This window comes from Algicella marina (assembly GCF_009931615.1).
Lineage (GTDB): Bacteria > Pseudomonadota > Alphaproteobacteria > Rhodobacterales > Rhodobacteraceae > Algicella > Algicella marina.
Genome location: NZ_CP046620.1, coordinates 3,182,129 through 3,201,616, shown reverse-complemented (window position 1 = coordinate 3,201,616; position 19,488 = coordinate 3,182,129). Strand labels below are relative to the sequence as shown.

Sequence of the window (19,488 nt, the reverse complement as noted above, 5' to 3'; positions counted from 1 at the left end):
TGAAGCCATGACGAACGACATGAACTGGGCCGAGAAGATGGAAGCGGCACGGACGCGTCTGGCGAAGGACGGTCTTTACCGCGAAGAGCAGGAACATTCGTCCTGCGGGGTCGGGCTGGTGGTGGCCATCGACGGGCAGCCGCGGCGGCAGGTGGTGGAGGCCGGGATCACGGCTCTGAAGGCGATCTGGCATCGCGGGGCCGTGGATGCGGACGGAAAGACGGGCGACGGCGCGGGCATCCACGTGCAGATTCCGGTGGATTTCTTCCGCGATCAGGTGCGGCGCACCGGCCACGAGCCGGGCGACGAGATGCTGGCCGTGGGCATGGTGTTCCTGCCGCGCACCAACTTCAGCGCGCAGGAGGCGTGCCGGACCATCGTGGAGACCGAGGTGCTGCGGATGGGCTATACCATCTACGGCTGGCGGCACGTGCCGGTGGATATCTCGGTGCTGGGGGAGAAGGCGAATGCGACGCGGCCGGAGATCGAGCAGATCCTGATCCGCAACTCCAAGGGCGTGGACGAGGAGACGTTCGAGCGGGAACTGTACGTCATCCGCAGGCGGATCGAAAAGCAGGCGGCAGGGATGAAGGACCTGTATTTCGCATCCCTGTCGTGCCGGTCGATCATCTACAAGGGGATGATGCTGGCCGAGCAGGTGGCGGAGTTCTACCCCGACCTCAAGGACGAGCGGTTCGAGAGTGCGTTCGCGATCTATCACCAGCGGTATTCGACCAACACCTTCCCGCAGTGGTGGCTGGCGCAGCCGTTCCGGATGCTGGCGCATAACGGCGAGATCAACACGCTGAAGGGCAACATCAACTGGATGCGGAGCCACGAGATCCGGATGGCGTCGGACGCGTTCGGGGATCTGCAGGAGGATATCAAGCCCATCGTCGCGGCCGGGGCGTCGGACAGTGCGGCGCTGGACGGCGTGTTCGAAGTTATGGTGCGGGCCGGGCGGTCGGCGCCGATGGCAAAGGCGATGCTGGTGCCGGAGGCGTGGAGCAAGATCGCCACGAAGATGCCAGAGGCCTGGGTGGACATGTACAACTATTCCAACGCCGTGATGGAACCGTGGGACGGACCTGCGGCGCTGGCGATGACCGACGGGCGCTGGGTCTGTGCGGGGCTGGACCGCAACGGGCTGCGGCCGATGCGGTACGTGGTGACGAACGACGGGCTGGTGATCGCCGGTTCGGAGACGGGCATGGTGCCGGTGGACGAAAGCCGGGTGGTGGAGCGTGGGGCGCTGGGCCCGGGGCAGATGCTGGCGGTGGACATGACCGAGCAGCGGCTGTTCCACGACACCGAATTGAAAGACCTGCTGGCGAACTCGCGACCATTCGGAGAGTGGGTCGGATCCATCAACGCGCTGGAAGATGTGCTGCAGACGGAGGCGGAAGCACCGCTGTTCGAAGGCAACGAGTTGCGCAAGCGTCAGATCGCGGCCGGGTTCAGCCTCGAAGATCTGGAGACGATCCTCGCACCGATGGCGGAGGATGCCAAGGAAGCGATCGGTTCGATGGGTGACGACACGCCGTCGGCCGTGCTGAGCGAACAGTACCGGCCGCTGAGCCACTTCTTCCGCCAGAACTTCAGCCAGGTTACCAATCCGCCGATCGACAGTCTGCGCGAACATCGGGTGATGAGCCTGAAGACTCGGTTCGGCAACCTGAAGAACGTGCTGGACGAGGACAACAACCAGACCGAGATCGTCACGCTGGACAGCCCGGTGGTTTCCAACGCGCAATTTGACGCGATGGCGACCTATTTCGGCGAAGATGCGGTGGCGCTCGATTGCACTTTCCCCGCCGGCGGCGAGCGGAATACCCTGCGCGAGGCGCTGGAGGACATCCGCCAGCAGGCAGAGGAAGCAGTGCGGGCCGGTGCCAAGCACATCATGATGTCGGATGCGGGCCAGAGCGAGAGCCGGGTGGCGATGCCGATGATCCTGGCGACCAGCGCGGTGCATTCATGGCTGACGCGCAAGGGATTGCGGACCTTCTGCTCCCTCAACGTCCGGTCTGCCGAGTGCATGGATCCGCATTATTTCGCGGTGCTGATCGGATGCGGTGCGACAACGGTGAACGCCTATCTGGCGGAGGACAGTCTTGCCGACCGGATCAAGCGTGGCCTGCTTGACCAGACGCTGGACGTGGCGGTGGAGCGCTTCCGCGAAGCAGTCAACCAGGGCCTGCTGAAGATCATGTCGAAGATGGGAATCTCGGTGATTTCGTCCTATCGCGGCGGCCTGAACTTCGAGGCCGTGGGGCTTTCGCGGGCAATGGTTGCGGAATACTTCCCCGGCATGCTGAGCCGGATTTCCGGCATCGGGGTCTCAGGCATCAAGAAACAGGTGGAGGCGGTTCACGCCAAGGGCTGGAAGCTGGGACAGGATGTTTTGCCGATCGGGGGGCTGTACAAGTCCCGCCGGTCCGGCGAGACCCATGCCTGGGGCGCGCAGGCGATGCATGTGCTGCAGAGCGCCTGCGACCGGTCTTCCTATGATCTGTGGAAACAGTATTCCCAGATGATGCGTTCGGCACCGCCGATCCACCTGCGCGACCTGCTGGACTTCAAGCCGGTTTCCGAGCCGATTCCCATCGAGGAGGTGGAGAGCATCACCTCGATCCGCAAGCGGTTCGTGACACCGGGAATGAGCCTGGGCGCGCTGAGCCCGGAAGCGCACAAGACGCTGAACATCGCCATGAACCGCATCGGTGCCAAATCCGACAGCGGCGAGGGCGGCGAGGACCCGGCGCATTTCCACCCGGAGCCGAATGGCGACAATCCGAGTGCGAAAATCAAGCAGGTGGCCAGCGGCCGGTTCGGGGTGACGGCGGAATACCTGAACCAGTGCGAGGAACTGGAGATCAAGGTGGCGCAGGGTGCCAAGCCCGGCGAAGGCGGGCAGTTGCCCGGCATCAAGGTGACGGAACTGATCGCACGGCTGCGGCATTCGACGCCGGGGGTCACGCTGATTTCGCCACCGCCGCATCACGATATCTATTCAATCGAGGATCTGGCGCAGCTGATCTATGACCTGAAGCAGATAAACCCGAGGGCCAAGGTGACGGTGAAGCTGGTCAGCCAGTCCGGCGTCGGCACGATCGCCGCCGGGGTGGCGAAGGCGAAGGCGGATGTCATCCTGATTTCCGGCCACAATGGCGGAACCGGCGCCAGCCCGCAGACTTCCATCAAATACGCGGGTCTGCCGTGGGAGATGGGGCTGACCGAGGGCCATCAGGTTCTGGCGATGAACAAGCTGCGTGACCGGGTGACGCTGCGCACCGATGGCGGGCTGCGGACGGGCCGGGACATCGTTATCGCTGCCATGATGGGCGCCGAGGAATACGGTATCGGCACCGCCGCCCTGATCGCGATGGGCTGCATCATGGTGCGCCAGTGTCAGAGCAACACCTGCCCGGTGGGCGTGTGTACCCAGAAGGACGAGTTGCGGGCCAAGTTCACCGGCAACGCCGACAAGGTGGTAAACCTGATCACCTTCTACGCGCAGGAAGTGCGCGAGGTTCTGGCATCCATTGGTGCGCGCAGCCTCGACGATGTGATCGGGCGGGCCGACATGCTGACGCAGGTTAGCCGTGGCTCCGAACATCTCGACGACCTCGACCTCAACCCGCTGCTGATCTCTGTCGATGCGGCGGAGGCGATCCACTATGACCGCAACAAGCCGCGTCAGGTGGTGCCCGATACGCTGGATGCCCAGATCGTTGCGGATGCGGAGCCGTTCTTCAAGGATGGCGAGAAGATGCAGCTTTCCTATGCGGTGCAGAACACGCTGCGGACCATCGGCACGCGGGTTTCCAGCCACATCGTGCAGCGTTTCGGGATGCAGAACCGGCTACAGAAGGACCATCTGACGGTGAAGTTGCAGGGCTCCGCCGGGCAGAGCCTTGGAGCCTTCGGGGCTCCGGGGCTGAAGATCGAGGTCTCCGGCGATGCCAATGACTACGTGGGCAAAGGTCTGTCCGGTGCGCGTATCGTCGTGCGGCCGCCGCTTGGCAGCCCGCTGGTGCCGCATGAGAACACGATCATCGGCAACACGGTGCTCTACGGCGCGACGGCGGGGCAATTGTTCGCCTCGGGCCGTGCCGGCGAACGGTTCTGCGTGCGCAACTCCGGCGCCCACGTGGTGGTGGAGGGCTGCGGCTCCAACGGGTGCGAGTACATGACGGGTGGAGTTGCCGTGATCCTCGGTGCCATCGGCGACAATTTCGGCGCCGGGATGACGGGCGGCATGGCTTATCTGTACGATCCCAACGGTGAGATCGAGGAGCGGATGAACCCTGAGAGCATTATCTCCCAGACGGTACAATCCGCCCACTGGGAAAGCGTGCTGAGGGAGCTGATCGAGAGCCATGTGGCCGAGACGGGAAGCCCGCGCGGTGCAGATATCCTGCGCAACTGGGACGAGGAGCTTGGCAATTTCGTGCAGATCTGTCCGAAGGAGATGCTGAGCCGCCTGTCGCACCCGCTGTCCGACGAGGAAGCGGCGATACCAGCCGAGTGACTTGACACAATCCTCCCGCTAGGGTGGACCCGGCGGGGGGATTGAAAGGCAGCGCATGGCGAAGGCAAAACCGGCGAAGACCGCGAAGAAGCCTGCGAAATCAAAGGGCAAGAAGAAACCGGCACTGTGGCGGCGGCTGCTGCGGTGGACGGGGATGACGATTGTCGGCGTCTGCGTCTTCCTGCTGCTCTTCGTGGGCATGTTCCGCTTCGTCAATCCACCGATCAACTACTATCAGGCAGCCGAATGGGTGCGACACGGCGAGTTCCGGCGGGACTGGGTGCCGCTGGAGCGGATGTCGCGCCACCTGCCGCTGAGCGCGGCGGCGGCGGAGGATGCCAAGTTCTGCGATCACTACGGGTTTGATTTTGATGCCATTCAGGAGGCGCTGGAGGGCGGCGCGCGGCGTGGTGCCAGCACCATCAGCCAGCAGGTGTCGAAGAACGTGTTCCTGTGGCAGGGGCGAAGCTGGGTGCGCAAGGGGCTGGAGGCCGGGTTCACGGTGCTGATCGAGGGGCTGTGGGGCAAGCGGCGGATCATGGAGGTGTATCTGAACGTCGCGGAGTTCGATACCGGCGTGTTCGGGGTGGAGGCGGCGGCGCAGCACTACTTCGGGATGGCAGCGGCGGACCTGGGCCCGCAGCGTTCCTCGGCGTTGATGGCAGTGCTGCCCAACCCCAAGGATCGCTCCGCCAGCCAGCCGACCGCCGGGTTGCAGCGGCGGGCACGGAGTATTGCCGCCGGGGCGCGGACGCTGGAGGCGGAGGGGCGGGCGGCCTGTTTCCGCTTTGGCTGAGGGGAAGAGATGCACGGGGGGCCGCTCTGGCGTTTTGGCCCTGGGCACGCCGATTAGTGTATTGCGGGCGAGTCGGATTTCATCCTCGTCGTCATGGCAAAGGACATCCCCGGCTACGAGACTTTCACGCACAATTATTTATGCAGACAAGAATGTCCAAAAATTTCGGACTTCCATCATGGTTTCAACGGAGAAAGCGACTTTCGAGCTGCCAATCTCATAGCTGATATTCCAATCAGCTGACGAACGGTAGCAAAGCCCCGCGTTGTGATCACCGGTGAACACCGCAGCTAATTGCAACTACGAGCCCACTTTAACCATCTTCTGCTATGCAGCGAATGGCTGCTTGCGAGCGTCCCTGAAGGAATGTCGAAGGCCGCCTTATTGCGGGATACCGCCCGCTATGAGGTCGGCAATCGTTTCGACTTTGGAAAGAGGCAATTCGTGCCCTACACCATCCACGACGATCAACTCCGATCCTGCGATACCTGCGGCAAGTGCTTCACCGTTTTTAACTGGGAGGATTGGATCATCCGAACCGTGGAGGATCAGAACCGGAACGGTTATGTCGCGATAACGGCCTATCCAGTCTTGTCGTGTATCGAGTATCGCATGATTGAACATGCTGGCGGGGCTGGTCGTGCGCGCAAGTATCTGCCTGATGCGGCCGCGCATGTAGGTTTCGTCAAAAGCCTGGCCCGACCCGGCGCTCAGTCGTTCGCTGGTCAGCAGGAATTCTATTGTTGCCGTCTCGCTCGCCCAATCCAGAGACGCCAGAATCCCAAAATGATCGAGGAATTCTTGCGAGATGTGAGGCAGCGCGGGGCCGTCCCAGCCGAGGGGTTCCGAAGCAAGGAGCGTGAGCGATCGGACACGGCCGGGATGGGTCAGGGCAACGATCTGCGAGATATACCCACCTAAAGACATGCCCAGAATATGGGCGCTGTCTAGATTGTAGCCGTCCATAACCCCGATAACATCGGCTGCCAAGTCTTCCACCGCATAGCTTGCCTCGCCGGGCTGCACCGTTGTCGATTGCCCCGTGTCGCGATGATCAAACCGAATGACGTAAAACCCACGGTTCGCTAGTGCGGTACAAAATGCATCGGGCCACCCCAGCATCGAGGCCGTCGCGCCCATCACCAGAATCAGAGCCGGATCGTCAGGTACGCCGAATACTTGCGTGGCGATAAGGATGCCCTGAGACTTGATCATCCTCATATCTTGCTCCCCGTTCATTTGAGCTAAAGTGGTCTGCGGCAATGCCCCAAAAGCAACCAGCCCACCAAGAAATCCCCGACGGTACATCTCGAATCCCGAAATATATAACCTACATGTTGGTTATATATCGATTAAGTTAAAGCACGGTCAAGTCTTACGCGAGGTTGTCCACCGCCCAACGAAGCCTGCGAAGGACGAAATCGGACAATCCTTCGGATCCATCAGTGACAACCCACTGCATTGTGGCTCCGGCAATGATCGCGTGGAGGTGCTGCGACGTTTCAAACCGTTCCGCGTTGTTCGGAATCCGGGCAGCAATGGCCTTCTGGACAAGGGCATATCTTTGGGCAGCCAGTGATCGCAATTTGGCGTCGCGCGACTCGAAAGCTGCGATTTGAACACGTGCAGAAAAGCCATCTCCCTGTCCCATGCTGCTGACGATCATTTCGAGAAACTGCCAAAGCGCATCGTCGCCCTCGATAATCGGAAGTCCTTCAAGCCATAAACGGGTCGCTTCAACCTCTTGCTCGGCAATCCTGCGGAGGATCGAATCCCGATCACCGAACCTCTGGATCAATGTCGCCCGAGATAGACCCACATGCCGTGCGATGTCAGACAACGTGAAAATCATACCGCGGCTTGCCATGACATCCAAAGCTGCACCTAGAACTTCCTCATCAGATACGGTCTTGGGGCGGGGCATGATTTCTCCGAAAATACTGTTTGATGTCGATGTTGGCCGGCGACCGTGCAACCGACCCGCCCGGTAAATCTATCCGAGTTTTGCCAAAGGCTCCACGCCCCACCAAAGCATCCCTAAGCCCGAATAGATCAAAGCAGAATTTCGAGTGTTTGGATTTGCAGGCAGCTTTGTCCTCGACCAGATCCTTGGATTGGTCGCAGTCAAAGTCTGGTCTGGGTCAGAAATGCTTGACGTTTAGGTCTGTATTGCTTGACGCGCCCGACTGAAGATTCAGAAAAATGCGGCATCGTCTCAACGGTGCACAACGTTCCACACCCTATTTGACCGAAGCCGGGCACGACCGACGTTCCTGTCGGGTCGAAACATGACCGAAAGCCGTTTACGTATCGGGGCGCTTGTTCTGACCAAGAACTACTCAGAGCTTTCAAGAAGCCGAAGAAGAGTAGGAGGCGGAGACGCCAGCCTAATTTGTCCGTCTTTCCCTACGAACTTTCCGTCACGATCTGGCACATGCTGGGGAGAATGATAAACCGCGTGATAGCTTTTACCTTGTTGGAGCCTTTCCAACATCGCCGATCGAGTGTCGCGAACCAAACTATGTCCGCTCTGTGGAAGCGCGAAGTAACCGGCGTCTGTTTTGACGAGACCGCATTTGAATGTCGCCCAGTTGAATGCCGGTAACTTGGCAACAGGGTCGCCATAACCACTTTGGATTATCTCCCATGTGCAATTCGACATGACGTCAATCGGGGCGGTGACCACGAATGTTGTCGTATATCTGTCAAACCACCAATAGCTGGCTGCCGACCAAACAATGAGGGCCGCCGACGCCAGTACCGCGACTGGAAATACTACATACCGAACCAAATTTCGATTTGTTCTTGAGAATGAATTTTTTGTTTCGTGAGTCATTTGGCCAATCCACTGACGCGATTTCTGTCGAGCGCTCTCAAACCGCGCGTAATCAAATATCTCACTGCCAAGAAGAAAACGGCCTGAAAGCTGGGAACATGGTTTAACTGGTTTCCTTGCGATCCAACAGACCTTCCGAACTGGACACTGTTAGCCGACATTCGAGTTGTATCCGGGAAGGTCAGCAAAGTCCGCGACCAGATCCTTGGATTGGTCGCAGTCAAAGTCTGGTCTGGGTCAGAAATGCTTGACGTTTAGGTCAGTATTGCTTGACGCGCCCGACTGAAGATTCAGAAAATGCGGCACCGACTCAACGGTGCACAACGTTCCACACCCTATTTGACCGAAGCCGGGCGCGACCGACGTTCCTGTCGGGTCGAAACATCCGTCGAACGCGGACATTGCCAAAATTATGCTGTCGTCCTACGTTCAGCCCAGCAGGAGACCGGAAATGAAACTGACAACTGTCGTCGTGGTGAGCCAGAGGTGCATGGTCCGATAAGGGTTTCCATATCCATTACCATGCGCCCCCGACCGTGTTCGGGGGCTTTTTTGTTTCCAAGCCAAAGATTTCCGCCATGCCCCGAACCAAAACCCCGCCTCACCTTGCAACCCTCATTCTGCTGCCGGCGTTTTCGGTGCTGTCGCTCAATATGTTCTTGCCGTCACTTGCAAACATCTCTGCCGATCTGGGGGCTGACTATGGGCTGGTCAGTCTCGCGGTCGCGGGCTATCTCGCTGTAACCGCCATTGTTCAGCTTGTTGTCGGGCCACTGTCTGATCGCATAGGCAGGCGCCCCGTTCTGTTGGCTGCGCTCACCTCCTTTTTTGTCGCGTCGGTCGCCTGTTCGCTCGCTCAGGATGTCCGGACATTTCTGATTTTCCGAATGCTTCAGGGCGGCATCATTTCCGGCTATGCACTGTCCCTTGCGATAGTCAGAGATACCACTTCAGAGCGTGAAGCGGCCGGTCTTATTGGCTACATAAGCATGACCATGGCGATTGCCCCGATGGTGGGCCCGATGCTCGGCGGTCTGCTGGATACCGCTTTCGGTTGGCGCGCCAACTTCTATCTATACGCTGTTCTCGGTCTGGTTCTGCTGGTCATCTGTTGGATAGATCTGGGTGAAACAAGGCCTGCCCGGGCCGAGCACGGGTTCGCACCGCCGGAGCGCTTTCGGACCCTCCTCAGGGAACCGTTGTTTTGGGCTTACTCACTCTGCACGGCATTCTCCACGGGGGCCTTCTATATCTTCCTGACAGGTGCGCCACTTGTCGCTGCATCAGAGTTCGGCGTGAGCACGGCCCAACTGGGGTTCTTCATCGGAACGATCACGGCAGGCTTCATGTTTGGCAGTTTCCTGTCCAGACGCCTCGCGCCAAAGTACGAGCCAACAACAATGATGTTGACGGGCCGTCTCACTGCTTGCATCGGGCTTGCTGTCGGCCTCCTGGTGATGACGGCAGGATTCCTGACCCCGATCATTTTCTTTGGCAGTACAATCTTTGTGGGCCTCGGCAACGGCCTTACCATGCCAAGCAGCAACACGAGCGCGATGTCGGTTCGGCCCAGTCTCGCAGGCAGTGCCGCCGGTCTGAACGGTGCTTTGGTCGTTGCCAGTGGGGCAATACTGACAACCTTGACTGGCCTGGTGTTGCCCGAAGAAGGCGGTGGAGTGATCCTTCATTCGTTGATGCTGGCGGCTTCCGGTGCGGGATTGGTTTCGGTGCTTTGGGCGATGCGGATCAAAGCCGAAAACTCGGCCTGAACGCCGTCTGATCCGATTACTCGCGACCTGTCAGAAATGCCGAGGGTTTCCGGGCAATTTCAACGAAACCTCCGACAAACAGCAATCCTGTTGCCTGTTGCAGGCAGATCGTCGCACGGTGCAGCCGCTGCTTGGGGGTAACCCCATCACGCGATTTCGCAAGATCCGGCGTCGGCAATTGCCCTTACCGCAACCATACCCAATCCATAGGCGGAAAGTCACTCCGCAGCGGTGCTCAGCAGGGCGAAACCGGGGATGCGGTCGGCCTGTCCGACACCCTCTCCAAGGAAGAACTCGAGGTTGCTTCGCGCCAGTCGCGCATGCTCCCGTGCCAGCGCTTCCGCCCGCGCACTTTCCCGCGCCGCCACCGCCTCCACCATCGCCCGGTGCTGCGCCTGCGCAACTTGAAGGGAGCGCCGGAGTTCCGGTTGCTCCGCCTGTCCGCCAAGGAAGGAACTTGGCCCCGCCAGTGGCATCAAGGACACCCGTGTCACCTCCTCCGCCAGAACGGAGCTGGGGCAGAGCGCCAGCAACGCTGTGTGAAAAGCTTCGTTAGCGCGCGCGTAGCCATTGAAGTCAAAGGTGTTTTCAGACGCCTGCAGCAGCACGTCGATCCGATCGAGAATATCGGAGCAGCCCCGCAAACGCCCGGCGTCCACCCCTGCCTCCGCCGCCCGGCGCAGCGCCAGCCCCTCCAGCGTGCCCCGTAACTCGATGGTGTCGGCCACGTCGGCGCGTGTCATGCGCCGCACCCGTGTCCCCCCGCTCGGCATCCGTTCCAGCAGCCCTTCCTCAACCAGTTGCGCAATCGCTTCCCGCAGCGGCGTCCGCGATACGCCGATCGCCGAAGCGAGGCTCGTCTCCGAAAGTTTCTGCCCGGAATCGAATCGCCCCGCCATGACGTCGCAGCGCAGTTGCTCCAAAGCCCGCTGGAAGCTCCTCTTCTTGGACAATTCAGCCATTACGCACCCAAAATGTATACGTTTTTCCACTTCACGGCTTGAATCTAGCATTATTAACACGAAAATGTCGACAAAATTGAAAATCGGCGTAGAACGATTCCAACAAAGGATATCGGAGGAAATCATGGCCCTGGCCCCGCTGGACGAAACCATCACCATCGACCAACTGACGAACGATCCCTATCCGATCTACCGGCGCCTCCGCGCCGAGGCGCCCGTACTGCGGGTAAAATCCGTCGGCCGCACGCTTCTGACCAAGGCCGCCGATACCAAGTACGTGAAGGACAATCCGGTCCTCTTCAGTTCCGACGATCCCAACACGCCGATGCAACGCGCCTTCAACAGCCAGACGCTCATGCGCAAGGATGGCAAGGAGCACATGCGCGAACGCATGGCCATGGCACCGGCTTTTTCGCCGAAGGTGATCCAGAGCACGTGGATTCCCAAGTATCAGGAGGTTGCATCCGACTACCTCGACCGTCTGCCGAAAGGCGAGGTCGTCGACCTGTTCTCCGCCCTTGCCGCGCCTTATGCCGCCCGTGGTCTCGCGATCCTGCTCGGCACTGAAGAGGCAACGGACGAGGAAATGGAGCGCTGGAGCCAGACCCTCATCGACGGTGCCGGCAATTTCGGCTGGCAGCCGGAGCTTTTCGAGGCGACGGACAAGGCCAACGCCGAGATGGATGCGCTCTTCGACAAACTCGCGGAAAAATGGCGATCGGAACCGAACGAGAGTGCTCTTTCCGTCATGGTCAACGCCGATGATCCGATCCCGATGACGCAGATTTACGCCAACATCAAGATAGCCATCGGCGGTGGCATCAATGAGCCGCGCGATGCGCTCTGCACCATAATTTATGGCTTGCTGACCAACCCCGACCAGAAGGAAGAGGTCGTTGCCCGGCAGGATTGGCGTGCAGCTTTCGAGGAAGGTGTGCGGTGGGTGGCGCCGATACAGGCCTCGTCCCGTCTCGTTACCGAGGATACGGAAATCCGCGGTCATGAGATTCCGAAGGGCGACACGGTGATGACCATTCAGGCGTCCTCCAACCGGGATGAAGAACTCTTCGAGAACGGCGAGGAGTTTCAGGTTTATCGTCCCTCCAACCCCCATCAGGCCTTCGGCAACGGTCCGCATTTCTGTCAGGGCACCCACGTTGCGCGACGGGCGGTGGCCGACGTGATGCTGCCGATGATGTTCGAACGCTTCCCGAACATGCGCTTGCCGGAGCCTGAATCCGTGGTCTGGCGAGGCTTCGGTTTTCGCGGCCCCATAAACATGCCTGTGATCCTCGAGTGACGACCAGGCGGCTCAGGTTGCAGAATCCTAGACGCTGACAGACCCTGATGGCTGAAACCGGATAGCCCAATCGGAGGCTTGAACTTGCAAGACAGCGAAAATCTGGCTCTCTCGGAGCGTGAAGGATTGCCCGACGCCCTCCGCGTTCTGACTGCGGAGTTCGACAGGGACGCATGGGCCGATCATCCAAACTTCTCGGGCCTGATTTCCTTCTGGCTCGACAGACACCTCGGTTTCCGTTCGTTTCTGGAGGCGATCAGACAGGAAACCGAGGCGATGCTGGATGGCCGGAAGGAGTTTGATCGCTATCGTGCCGTCCTGTCCCGGCGCGGATCCGTCCTGCTTCAGGAGCTTCACGGCCACCACACCATTGAAGACCAGCATTATTTCCCGGTCTTGCAGAAACTGGATACCCGCCTGGAGCGCGGCTTTGACATCCTGGAGGCCGATCACCACGCGCTTGACCCGTTGCTGCAACGCTTTGCCGAGCGGGCAAACGGTGTGTTGCAAAGCGAGGATGCCAAGGCGGCAGACAAGCCGCTGGCCACATTTCTGGGTGAGGTTCGCGGTCTCGAAAGCCTGCTGGACAGGCACCTCGTGGACGAGGAAGACCTTGTCGTGCCGGTACTGCTCAAATATGCACCAGAGCAATTCGTCTGAAAATCTAGAACGGGAGCGCCAACATGTCAGACAGGAACCCTTGCATTATCTGCGTGGCCATCACGGGTTCTGTCCCGCGCAAGAAGGACAATCCGGCCGTTCCGGTGACGATTTCAGAGCAGGTGGAAAGTACCCAGGAGGCCTTCGAGGCCGGGGCCACCATCTGTCACGCGCATGTCCGCAACCCCGATGAAACACCAACGTCCGACCCGGAGAAGTTCGCGTTGCTGAAGGAAGGGCTGGAGAAACATTGTCCTGGAATGATCATCCAGTTTTCCACCGGTGGGCGCTCCGGAGCCGGGCAGGAGCGCGGCGGGATGCTGTCGCTCGCGCCGGATATGGCATCGCTCACTGTCGGCTCCAACAACTTTCCGACCCGCGTTTATGAAAACCCGCCCGATCTGGTGGAGTGGCTCGCCTCCGAAATGGTGACCTTCAATATCAAGCCCGAGATCGAGGCCTTCGATCTCAGCCACATATTTCGTGCGGCGGCAATGCATGCCGAAGGCAAGATCCGCGACATCCCCTACATCCAGTTTGTCATGGGCGTGAAGAACGCAATGCCTGCGGACAAGGAGGTGTTTGATTTCTATGTCCACACCACGAACCGCCTGCTGCCGGGCGCGCCGTGGTGTGCGGCGGGGATCGGTGCGAACCAGATCAAGGTCAACGAGTGGTCAATTGCGGCAGGGGGCCATGCCCGCACCGGTCTGGAGGACAACGTACGGCTGGATCGCGACAATCTTGCGCCATCGAATGCAGCTCTTGTGGCCCGGGCGGCGGACCTATGTGCGAAGTATGAACGTCCCGTGGCAACCGTCGCGCAGGCCCGGCAGATCCTCGGCCTCGCGGCCTGAACAGTATACCAAAGCACGCATGTACCGGATCGAATTCGGCATCGGCAAATGGTCGATGCCGGAATTGCAGCCAATTTCATAACCTAAGTTTCATTACGCATTAAGCTCGGATTATCGTCAAGAGCGCCGCTCTTAGGCGCGAATTTTTCGCCAAGATGCCCAAGGGTGCGAAACGATCAAATCTCTCTTTGACGACCAACGGTATACAAGTTATGCGTTTGGAAAAAGATAACAAAACATCAGGGGGGGACAGTGCGCGATTCTGCGGACTCCGGTAAGACGCACCAGTCGGAACGTGCCTTGCGCGCTCTGCGCTCCCGAATTCTGTCCGGTGAATTCCTCCCCGACCAGCACATCTCCGAAACTGCCGCCGCCGACCTTCTCGGTATCTCCCGAACGCCGATGCGCGAGGCGATGGCGCGGCTGGTCGAAGAGGGCCTGCTCTCCCGCACGGAGACCGGCCGTTGCACGGTTCGTCGGCACACCCGCCGCGACGTCGTTGATGCCATCGAAGTCCGCGGCGTGCTTGAAGGCACTTTGGTCCGCATTGCAGCGGAGCGCGGGCCGGAGCCGGCGGCCTTCGCCCGCTGCCAGGAAATCGCCGCTGAAATAGACGCGGCGCTCGGTACGAATGAAGCTGTCGCAGATTTCCAGCGCTACACCGAACTCAACGCACAGTTCCATGACACTCTCGCTGCTCTTTCCGGCTCCGAGACGCTGGAGCGTGAGGTGCTGCGATCCTACCGCCTGCCGCTCGCGTCGCCGAACGCGCTGTTGCATAGCCACTTCAACGTGCCGGATGTCCGCCGTTCCCTGTTTCGCGGGCAGGAGCAGCACAAGGACATACTTGCCGCGATCGCCAGCCGGGAGGGCGCGCGCGCAGAGGCCATAGCGCGGGAACACGCGCGTCTTGCCCGGATCAATCTCGATTACGTGATGCTCGACAATCAGGACTTGGCAGAAATGATTCCGGGCCTTTCCATGGTGACTGCCGCAGAATCCAACATGCGCAGCGACCGACCTGTTCAGCAAGGGAGAAGAGAATGAACATCAAGACAGTGGCACTAGCCCTCGGGGCGTCGCTGGTCATGACGACCAGTGCGCTGGCGCAGGAGTACACATTCAAGCTGCATCACATGCTCAGCGCCAAGGCGCCCTCGCATACGGAGATGCTGGAGCCGTGGGCCCGCGCCGTGGAGGAGAACTCCGGCGGCAAGGTGAAGATCGAAATCTTCCCGTCCATGACCCTCGGCGGCCGCCCGCCCGAACTCATTCAGCAGGCCCGCGATGGTGTTGTGGATCTGATCTGGACCGTGAACGGATACACACCCGGCCTGTTCCCCCGTACCGAAGTCTTTGAACTGCCCACCGTCTTCAAGAATGACCCGGTTGCGGCGAACCTTGCGATGTACGACATGTTCGAGGAGTCGCTGAAGGACGATTACAAGGGTCTGGAAGTCATGTTCCTGCACGTCCACGCGGGCCAGGCCATCCACATGCGTTCGGACGACGTTCGCAGCCCGGCGGATCTCGCAGGCAAGAAGCTCCGCATTCCGACGCGCACCGGCGCATGGGTGATCGAAGCACTCGGCGCCAGCCCGGTGGCCATGCCGGTACCTGAACTTCCGCCCGCGCTGCAGAAGGGCGTCGTAGATGGCGCCCTGATCCCCTGGGAAATCATCGCACCCCTGAAGATTCAGGAACAGACAGAGTTCCAGATCGAAGGCGCGGAAAAGGAACGCCTTGGCACCACCACGTTCCAGGTGTCCATGAACGGTGATCGCTGGGGAAGCCTGCCGCCGGAAATCCAGCAGGCATTCAAGGATGCATCCGGCCGCGAATGGTGGGGCGAAGTCGGCAACGTGTGGCGCGCGACCGATGACTTCGGCATCGAACTTGCCGTCAAATCCGGCAACACACACACCACTCTGTCGGAGGAGGAAACCGCAGCCTTCCGCGAAGCCCTGGCGCCCGTGGTCGACCGCTGGATCGACGATGTCTCATCCAAGGGCATCGATGGCGCCGGTCTTGTCGAAAAGGCTCGCGAACTGATCGCCACCAATGGCGGCGCGAGCTGACGTGACCGACTCCTTCGAAACCAGCCGCTCCGGGATTTCCGGGGCGGCAGCCAGCCTCATAACCCTCTGGGCGGTGCTCGGCGGGGCCCTGTTGCTGGTCGTTGTGATCATGAATGTGCTGTCCGTCATCGGCGCTGCCGTCTGGGTGCCGTTACCGGGCGATTTCGAGATGACGGAAATCGGCGTCGCCGTCGCCGTTTTCATGTTTCTGCCCTATTGCGAACTGACAGGCAGCAATGTCACGGCGGACATCTTCACAGCCCGTGCAGGACCGCGCACAATTGCGTTTTTCAAGCTGCTCGGCTCCATCGTCGCGGTGATATTCAGCCTTCTGCTGCTCTGGCGCAACTACGCCAACATGCAGAGCCAGAAGGAATACGAGTACACCACCGCGATCCTGCAATTTCCGACGTGGGTGGCCTTCATTCCCATCCTCGTCTCTCTCGCCCTTCTCGCCGTCGCCGCTTGCCTGACGCTGCTGGAGAACGGCGGGACCGTACTGGACGCTGACAGACAATGATCGATTCAATCCTGCTGGGCATAGGGTCGCTCGTCGCGCTGATTGTGCTCATCGGTATCCGCATGCCGATCGCCTACGCCATGATCCTTGTCGGCGGCATCGGTATCGCCGTGGTCAACGGACCGGGCCTTTTGCTGAACCAGCTCAAGACGCTCGCCTATGGCCAGTTCTCCACCTACGACCTCTCGGTCGTACCCATGTTCATACTGATGGGCGCACTGGCCTCGCACGCCGGTCTCTCCTCGGCACTTTTCCGGGGCGCAAACGCGTGGCTCGGCTGGCTGCGTGGCGGCACCGCGATGGCGGCCATTGCCGGCTGTGCCGGCTTCGGGGCGGTCTGCGGTTCCTCGCTCGCCACCGCCTCCACCATGGGCAAGGTCGCCTTGCCGGAACTGCGGCGCTACAACTATTCCGGTGCGCTGGCCACAGGGTCGCTGGCTGCCGGTGGCGTGCTGGGTATCCTGATCCCACCCTCGGTGGTGCTGATCATCTACGCGATCATTGTCGAGGCCAACATAGTCACCATGTTCGCGGCCGCTCTGCTCCCTGGCATCATGGCCGTGATCCTGTTCATAATCACCATCGCGCTTTACGTCACGTTGCGCCCTGACGCGGCCCCGCGCAGCGGCCACGTGGACAGGGAGGAATTCATCGCCGCCACTGCCGGCCTGATCCCGGTCATGCTGATCTTCGGTATCGTCCTCGGTGGCATCTATGCCGGTCTCTACAATCCGACGCCTGCTGCCGCCATCGGTGTCGCGCTCGTCTGGCTCTATGGCACGCTCCGTGGGGAAATCGGGTTTGCCATCCTGATCCAGTCGCTGAAGGAAACGGCAGGCACGACCGGCATGATCTACCTCATCCTGCTCGGCGCCGAACTGATGAAGATCTACATGAGCCGGATCGGCCTGCCGCAGGCCACCGCCGAGTGGATAATTGCCAGCGGGCTGGAGCCGATGACGGTCATGATCATCCTGCTGATCGCCCTGATCTTCCTCGGCTGTCTGATGGACAGCCTGTCGATGATCCTGCTTGTCATCCCGTTCTTCTGGCCGGTTCTGGTCGATCTCAACGGCGGTTTGTACGCGACGGCTGATACAGCGGGCTTCGGGATGAGCACGGAAGATCTCAAGATCTGGTTCGGCATCCTTGCACTGATCGTCGTGGAACTGGGGCTGATCACGCCGCCTGTCGGAATGAACGTCTTCGTCATTTCCGCCTTGGCCAAGGACACGCCAATGATCGAGACCTTCAAGGGCGTTGCGCCATTCTTCGGCGCCGAGCTTGTCCGTGTCGTCGTACTGCTGGCGTTCCCAGCGATAACACTTTGGTTGCCGGGAGTGCTGGCGGGATGACGGATGCAAACGAACAGATGACGGCCGGCGGAGCCATCTTCCCACGCCTGAAGGCGCTGGGCGTCGATTATGTCTTCGCCAATTCCGGCACCGATTTTCCGCCGATTATCGAGGGGCTGGCCGAGGCAGGGGCGCGTGGGCAGGAGCTGCCGCAGGCGCTGGTGATCCCGCACGAGCATGCCGCGATGGGCATGGCCCACGGCTACTACCTGATGACAGGACGCGCGCAGGCGGTGATGTTGCACACGAATGTCGGTCTGGCCAACGGGGCCATCGGCGCGATCAACGCTGCATGCGAACATATTCCCATGCTGCTGATGTCGGGGCGGACGCCGGTGACGGAGGCGGGTCGACTCGGCTCCCGCACCGTGCCGATCGGTTGGGGTCAGGAAATGTTCGACCAGGCGGCGCTGGTGCGCGAGGCCTGCAAGTGGGAAAACGAACTCCGTTTCCCCGAACAGATGGCCCCACTGCTCGATCGTGCACATGCGATTGCCAACTCAACCCCGAAAGGGCCCGTCTATCTGTCACTGCCACGCGAAGTTCTGTGTGAGCAGATCGATACCCAAGGCCTGTTCGCACCGCCTGCGATCCAGCCATCAGAAACCATGGCCAGCCCGGCATCCATCCGCGCTGCGGCGGAGATGATTGCGGATGCGAAACGCCCCATCGTCTTCGCGCAGCGCGGTCTCGGATCCGACGAGGCATTCACGGCCTTCGGCGCATGGTTGGAGGACTGGGCCATCGCCTATCCAAGCTGGTGGATCACCCAGCTGGCCCTGCCAACCGATCATCCCTGCCACATTGGCCCGGAACCCGGCCACTGGCTGGAAGAGGCGGATGTCGTAGTGGTCATCAATGCCCTCGCACCGTGGTGGCCTGACAAGCACTCGGTAAACCCGGATGCCAAAGTCATTCATATCGGTCCAGACCCGCTGTTCAGCCGTTTCCCCACCCGGACCTTCCGATCGGATCTTACGCTGACCGGAGAGGTAGCTCCGATTATGGAGGCGCTGATGGCGGAGATGTCGGACATGCCGCGTGGCGCGGAACTGCCCACCCGCCGCACTGCCTTGGCAAAGGCCGCTGCCGCCGAGCGTAAAGTCCGCCACGAACTGGCCACCGCCAGCACCGCCAAGGGCATCACCAAAGCCTATGTCAGCCATTGTCTGGGCGAGGTTCTGGCAGGCGAAACGTCCACCGTTCTGTCGGAACTTGGCACGATCCTGGGCCCGTTGGAACGGCGAGAGCATCTCAGTTGGCTGGTGGAGCCGCATTCCGGCGGCCTAGGCTGGTCCTTCCCGGCAGCGCTCGGCGCGAAACTTGCCGATCCAACGCGCACGGTCGTCGCCACGATGGGCGACGGCTCCTACATGTTCGCCAACCCAACAGTCTGCCACCAGATCGCCGAGGCACTCGAACTCGGCATCCTGGTCATAGTTCTCAACAACGAGGAATGGGGCGCCGTGCGGCACTCCGTCACCGGCGTCTATCCAGACGGTTTCGCCTCCCGCGCCAACCGCATGCCGCTGACGGCATTGAAACCCTCTCCGGATTTCACGAAAACAGCAGAGGCGAGCCGGGCGTGGACACGCACCGTCCGGGAACCCGCAGATGTTATCCCGGCGCTGGAAAAGGCGCTGGCCGCAACCGCCAAGGGCAGGCTCGCTTTGCTGGATATCCGCATCCTTCCGGATTGAACGAGGTCAAGGCAAGGCTGTCCGACGCGCCACGATTGCAGGTCACGAGGGCTTGATCGTGATCCATATGGCATTTCCTTGCGTATTTCTGGACAAATGACCGGACGCGCATTCTAGTTCA

14 protein-coding genes are annotated in these 19,488 nt (G+C 60.6%); 11 read left to right on the top strand and 3 right to left on the bottom strand.

Features of this window, described 5'->3' with window-relative positions:
* Nucleotides 1-7: 7 nt before the first annotated feature.
* Nucleotides 8-4,534: a glutamate synthase large subunit gene (gene gltB / locus GO499_RS15780; RefSeq protein WP_161863075.1), complete on the top strand. Its 4,527-nt coding sequence runs from the start codon at nt 8-10 to the stop codon at nt 4,532-4,534.
* Nucleotides 4,535-4,589: 55 nt separating this feature from the next.
* Nucleotides 4,590-5,330, top strand: a complete 741-nt coding sequence (gene mtgA / locus GO499_RS15775; RefSeq protein WP_161863074.1) for a monofunctional biosynthetic peptidoglycan transglycosylase — start codon at nt 4,590-4,592, stop codon at nt 5,328-5,330.
* Nucleotides 5,331-5,711: 381 nt separating this feature from the next.
* Here the strand turns inward: mtgA and GO499_RS15770 are convergent, their stop codons facing one another.
* Both GO499_RS15770 and GO499_RS15765 read right to left on the bottom strand, forming a co-directional pair.
* On the bottom strand, nt 5,712-6,551 hold the full coding sequence (locus GO499_RS15770; RefSeq protein WP_284154778.1) for an alpha/beta fold hydrolase: 840 nt from the start codon (nt 6,549-6,551) through the stop codon (nt 5,712-5,714).
* Between the two features lie 154 nt (nt 6,552-6,705).
* Nucleotides 6,706-7,254 carry a TetR/AcrR family transcriptional regulator gene (locus GO499_RS15765; protein ID WP_284154777.1) on the bottom strand — a complete coding sequence of 183 codons (549 nt, stop codon included), beginning with the start codon at nt 7,252-7,254 and terminating at the stop codon, nt 6,706-6,708.
* A 1,490-nt stretch (nt 7,255-8,744) separates the two neighbouring features.
* Between GO499_RS15765 and GO499_RS15760 the strand changes: the two genes are divergently transcribed.
* Complete coding sequence (locus GO499_RS15760) at nt 8,745-9,935, top strand: multidrug effflux MFS transporter (RefSeq protein WP_161863072.1); 1,191 nt, start codon at nt 8,745-8,747, stop codon at nt 9,933-9,935.
* 218 nt (nt 9,936-10,153) lie between these two features.
* Here GO499_RS15760 and GO499_RS15755 read toward each other — a convergent pair whose 3' ends face one another.
* Nucleotides 10,154-10,897: a GntR family transcriptional regulator gene (locus GO499_RS15755; protein WP_161863071.1), complete on the bottom strand. Its 744-nt coding sequence runs from the start codon at nt 10,895-10,897 to the stop codon at nt 10,154-10,156.
* 124 nt (nt 10,898-11,021) lie between these two features.
* Between GO499_RS15755 and GO499_RS15750 the strand changes: the two genes are divergently transcribed.
* From GO499_RS15750 to GO499_RS15715, 8 genes are all read left to right on the top strand, one after another.
* A complete protein-coding gene (locus tag GO499_RS15750; protein WP_161863070.1) occupies nt 11,022-12,197 on the top strand; it encodes a cytochrome P450 in 1,176 nt (391 codons plus the stop codon).
* Nucleotides 12,198-12,281: 84 nt separating this feature from the next.
* Complete coding sequence (locus GO499_RS15745; RefSeq protein WP_161863069.1) at nt 12,282-12,857, top strand: hemerythrin domain-containing protein; 576 nt, start codon at nt 12,282-12,284, stop codon at nt 12,855-12,857.
* Nucleotides 12,858-12,880: 23 nt separating this feature from the next.
* Complete coding sequence (locus GO499_RS15740; RefSeq protein ID WP_161863068.1) at nt 12,881-13,714, top strand: 3-oxoadipate:acetyl-CoA acetyltransferase; 834 nt, start codon at nt 12,881-12,883, stop codon at nt 13,712-13,714.
* A 252-nt stretch (nt 13,715-13,966) separates the two neighbouring features.
* Nucleotides 13,967-14,761, top strand: coding sequence for a GntR family transcriptional regulator (locus tag GO499_RS15735; protein WP_161863067.1), 795 nt, complete (start codon nt 13,967-13,969; stop codon nt 14,759-14,761).
* Nucleotides 14,758-15,792, top strand: coding sequence for a TRAP transporter substrate-binding protein (locus GO499_RS15730; RefSeq protein WP_161863066.1), 1,035 nt, complete (start codon nt 14,758-14,760; stop codon nt 15,790-15,792). The genes GO499_RS15735 and GO499_RS15730 overlap by 4 nt, the downstream gene beginning before the upstream one ends.
* 1 nt (nt 15,793) lies before the next feature.
* On the top strand, nt 15,794-16,312 hold the full coding sequence (locus GO499_RS15725; protein WP_284154776.1) for a TRAP transporter small permease: 519 nt from the start codon (nt 15,794-15,796) through the stop codon (nt 16,310-16,312).
* Complete coding sequence (locus GO499_RS15720) at nt 16,309-17,667, top strand: TRAP transporter large permease (RefSeq protein WP_161863064.1); 1,359 nt, start codon at nt 16,309-16,311, stop codon at nt 17,665-17,667. The genes GO499_RS15725 and GO499_RS15720 overlap by 4 nt, the downstream gene beginning before the upstream one ends.
* Nucleotides 17,664-19,367, top strand: a complete 1,704-nt coding sequence (locus tag GO499_RS15715) for a thiamine pyrophosphate-requiring protein (RefSeq protein ID WP_161863063.1) — start codon at nt 17,664-17,666, stop codon at nt 19,365-19,367. Before GO499_RS15720 ends, GO499_RS15715 begins: the two co-directional genes overlap by 4 nt.
* The last annotated feature ends 121 nt before the right edge of the window (nt 19,368-19,488 follow it).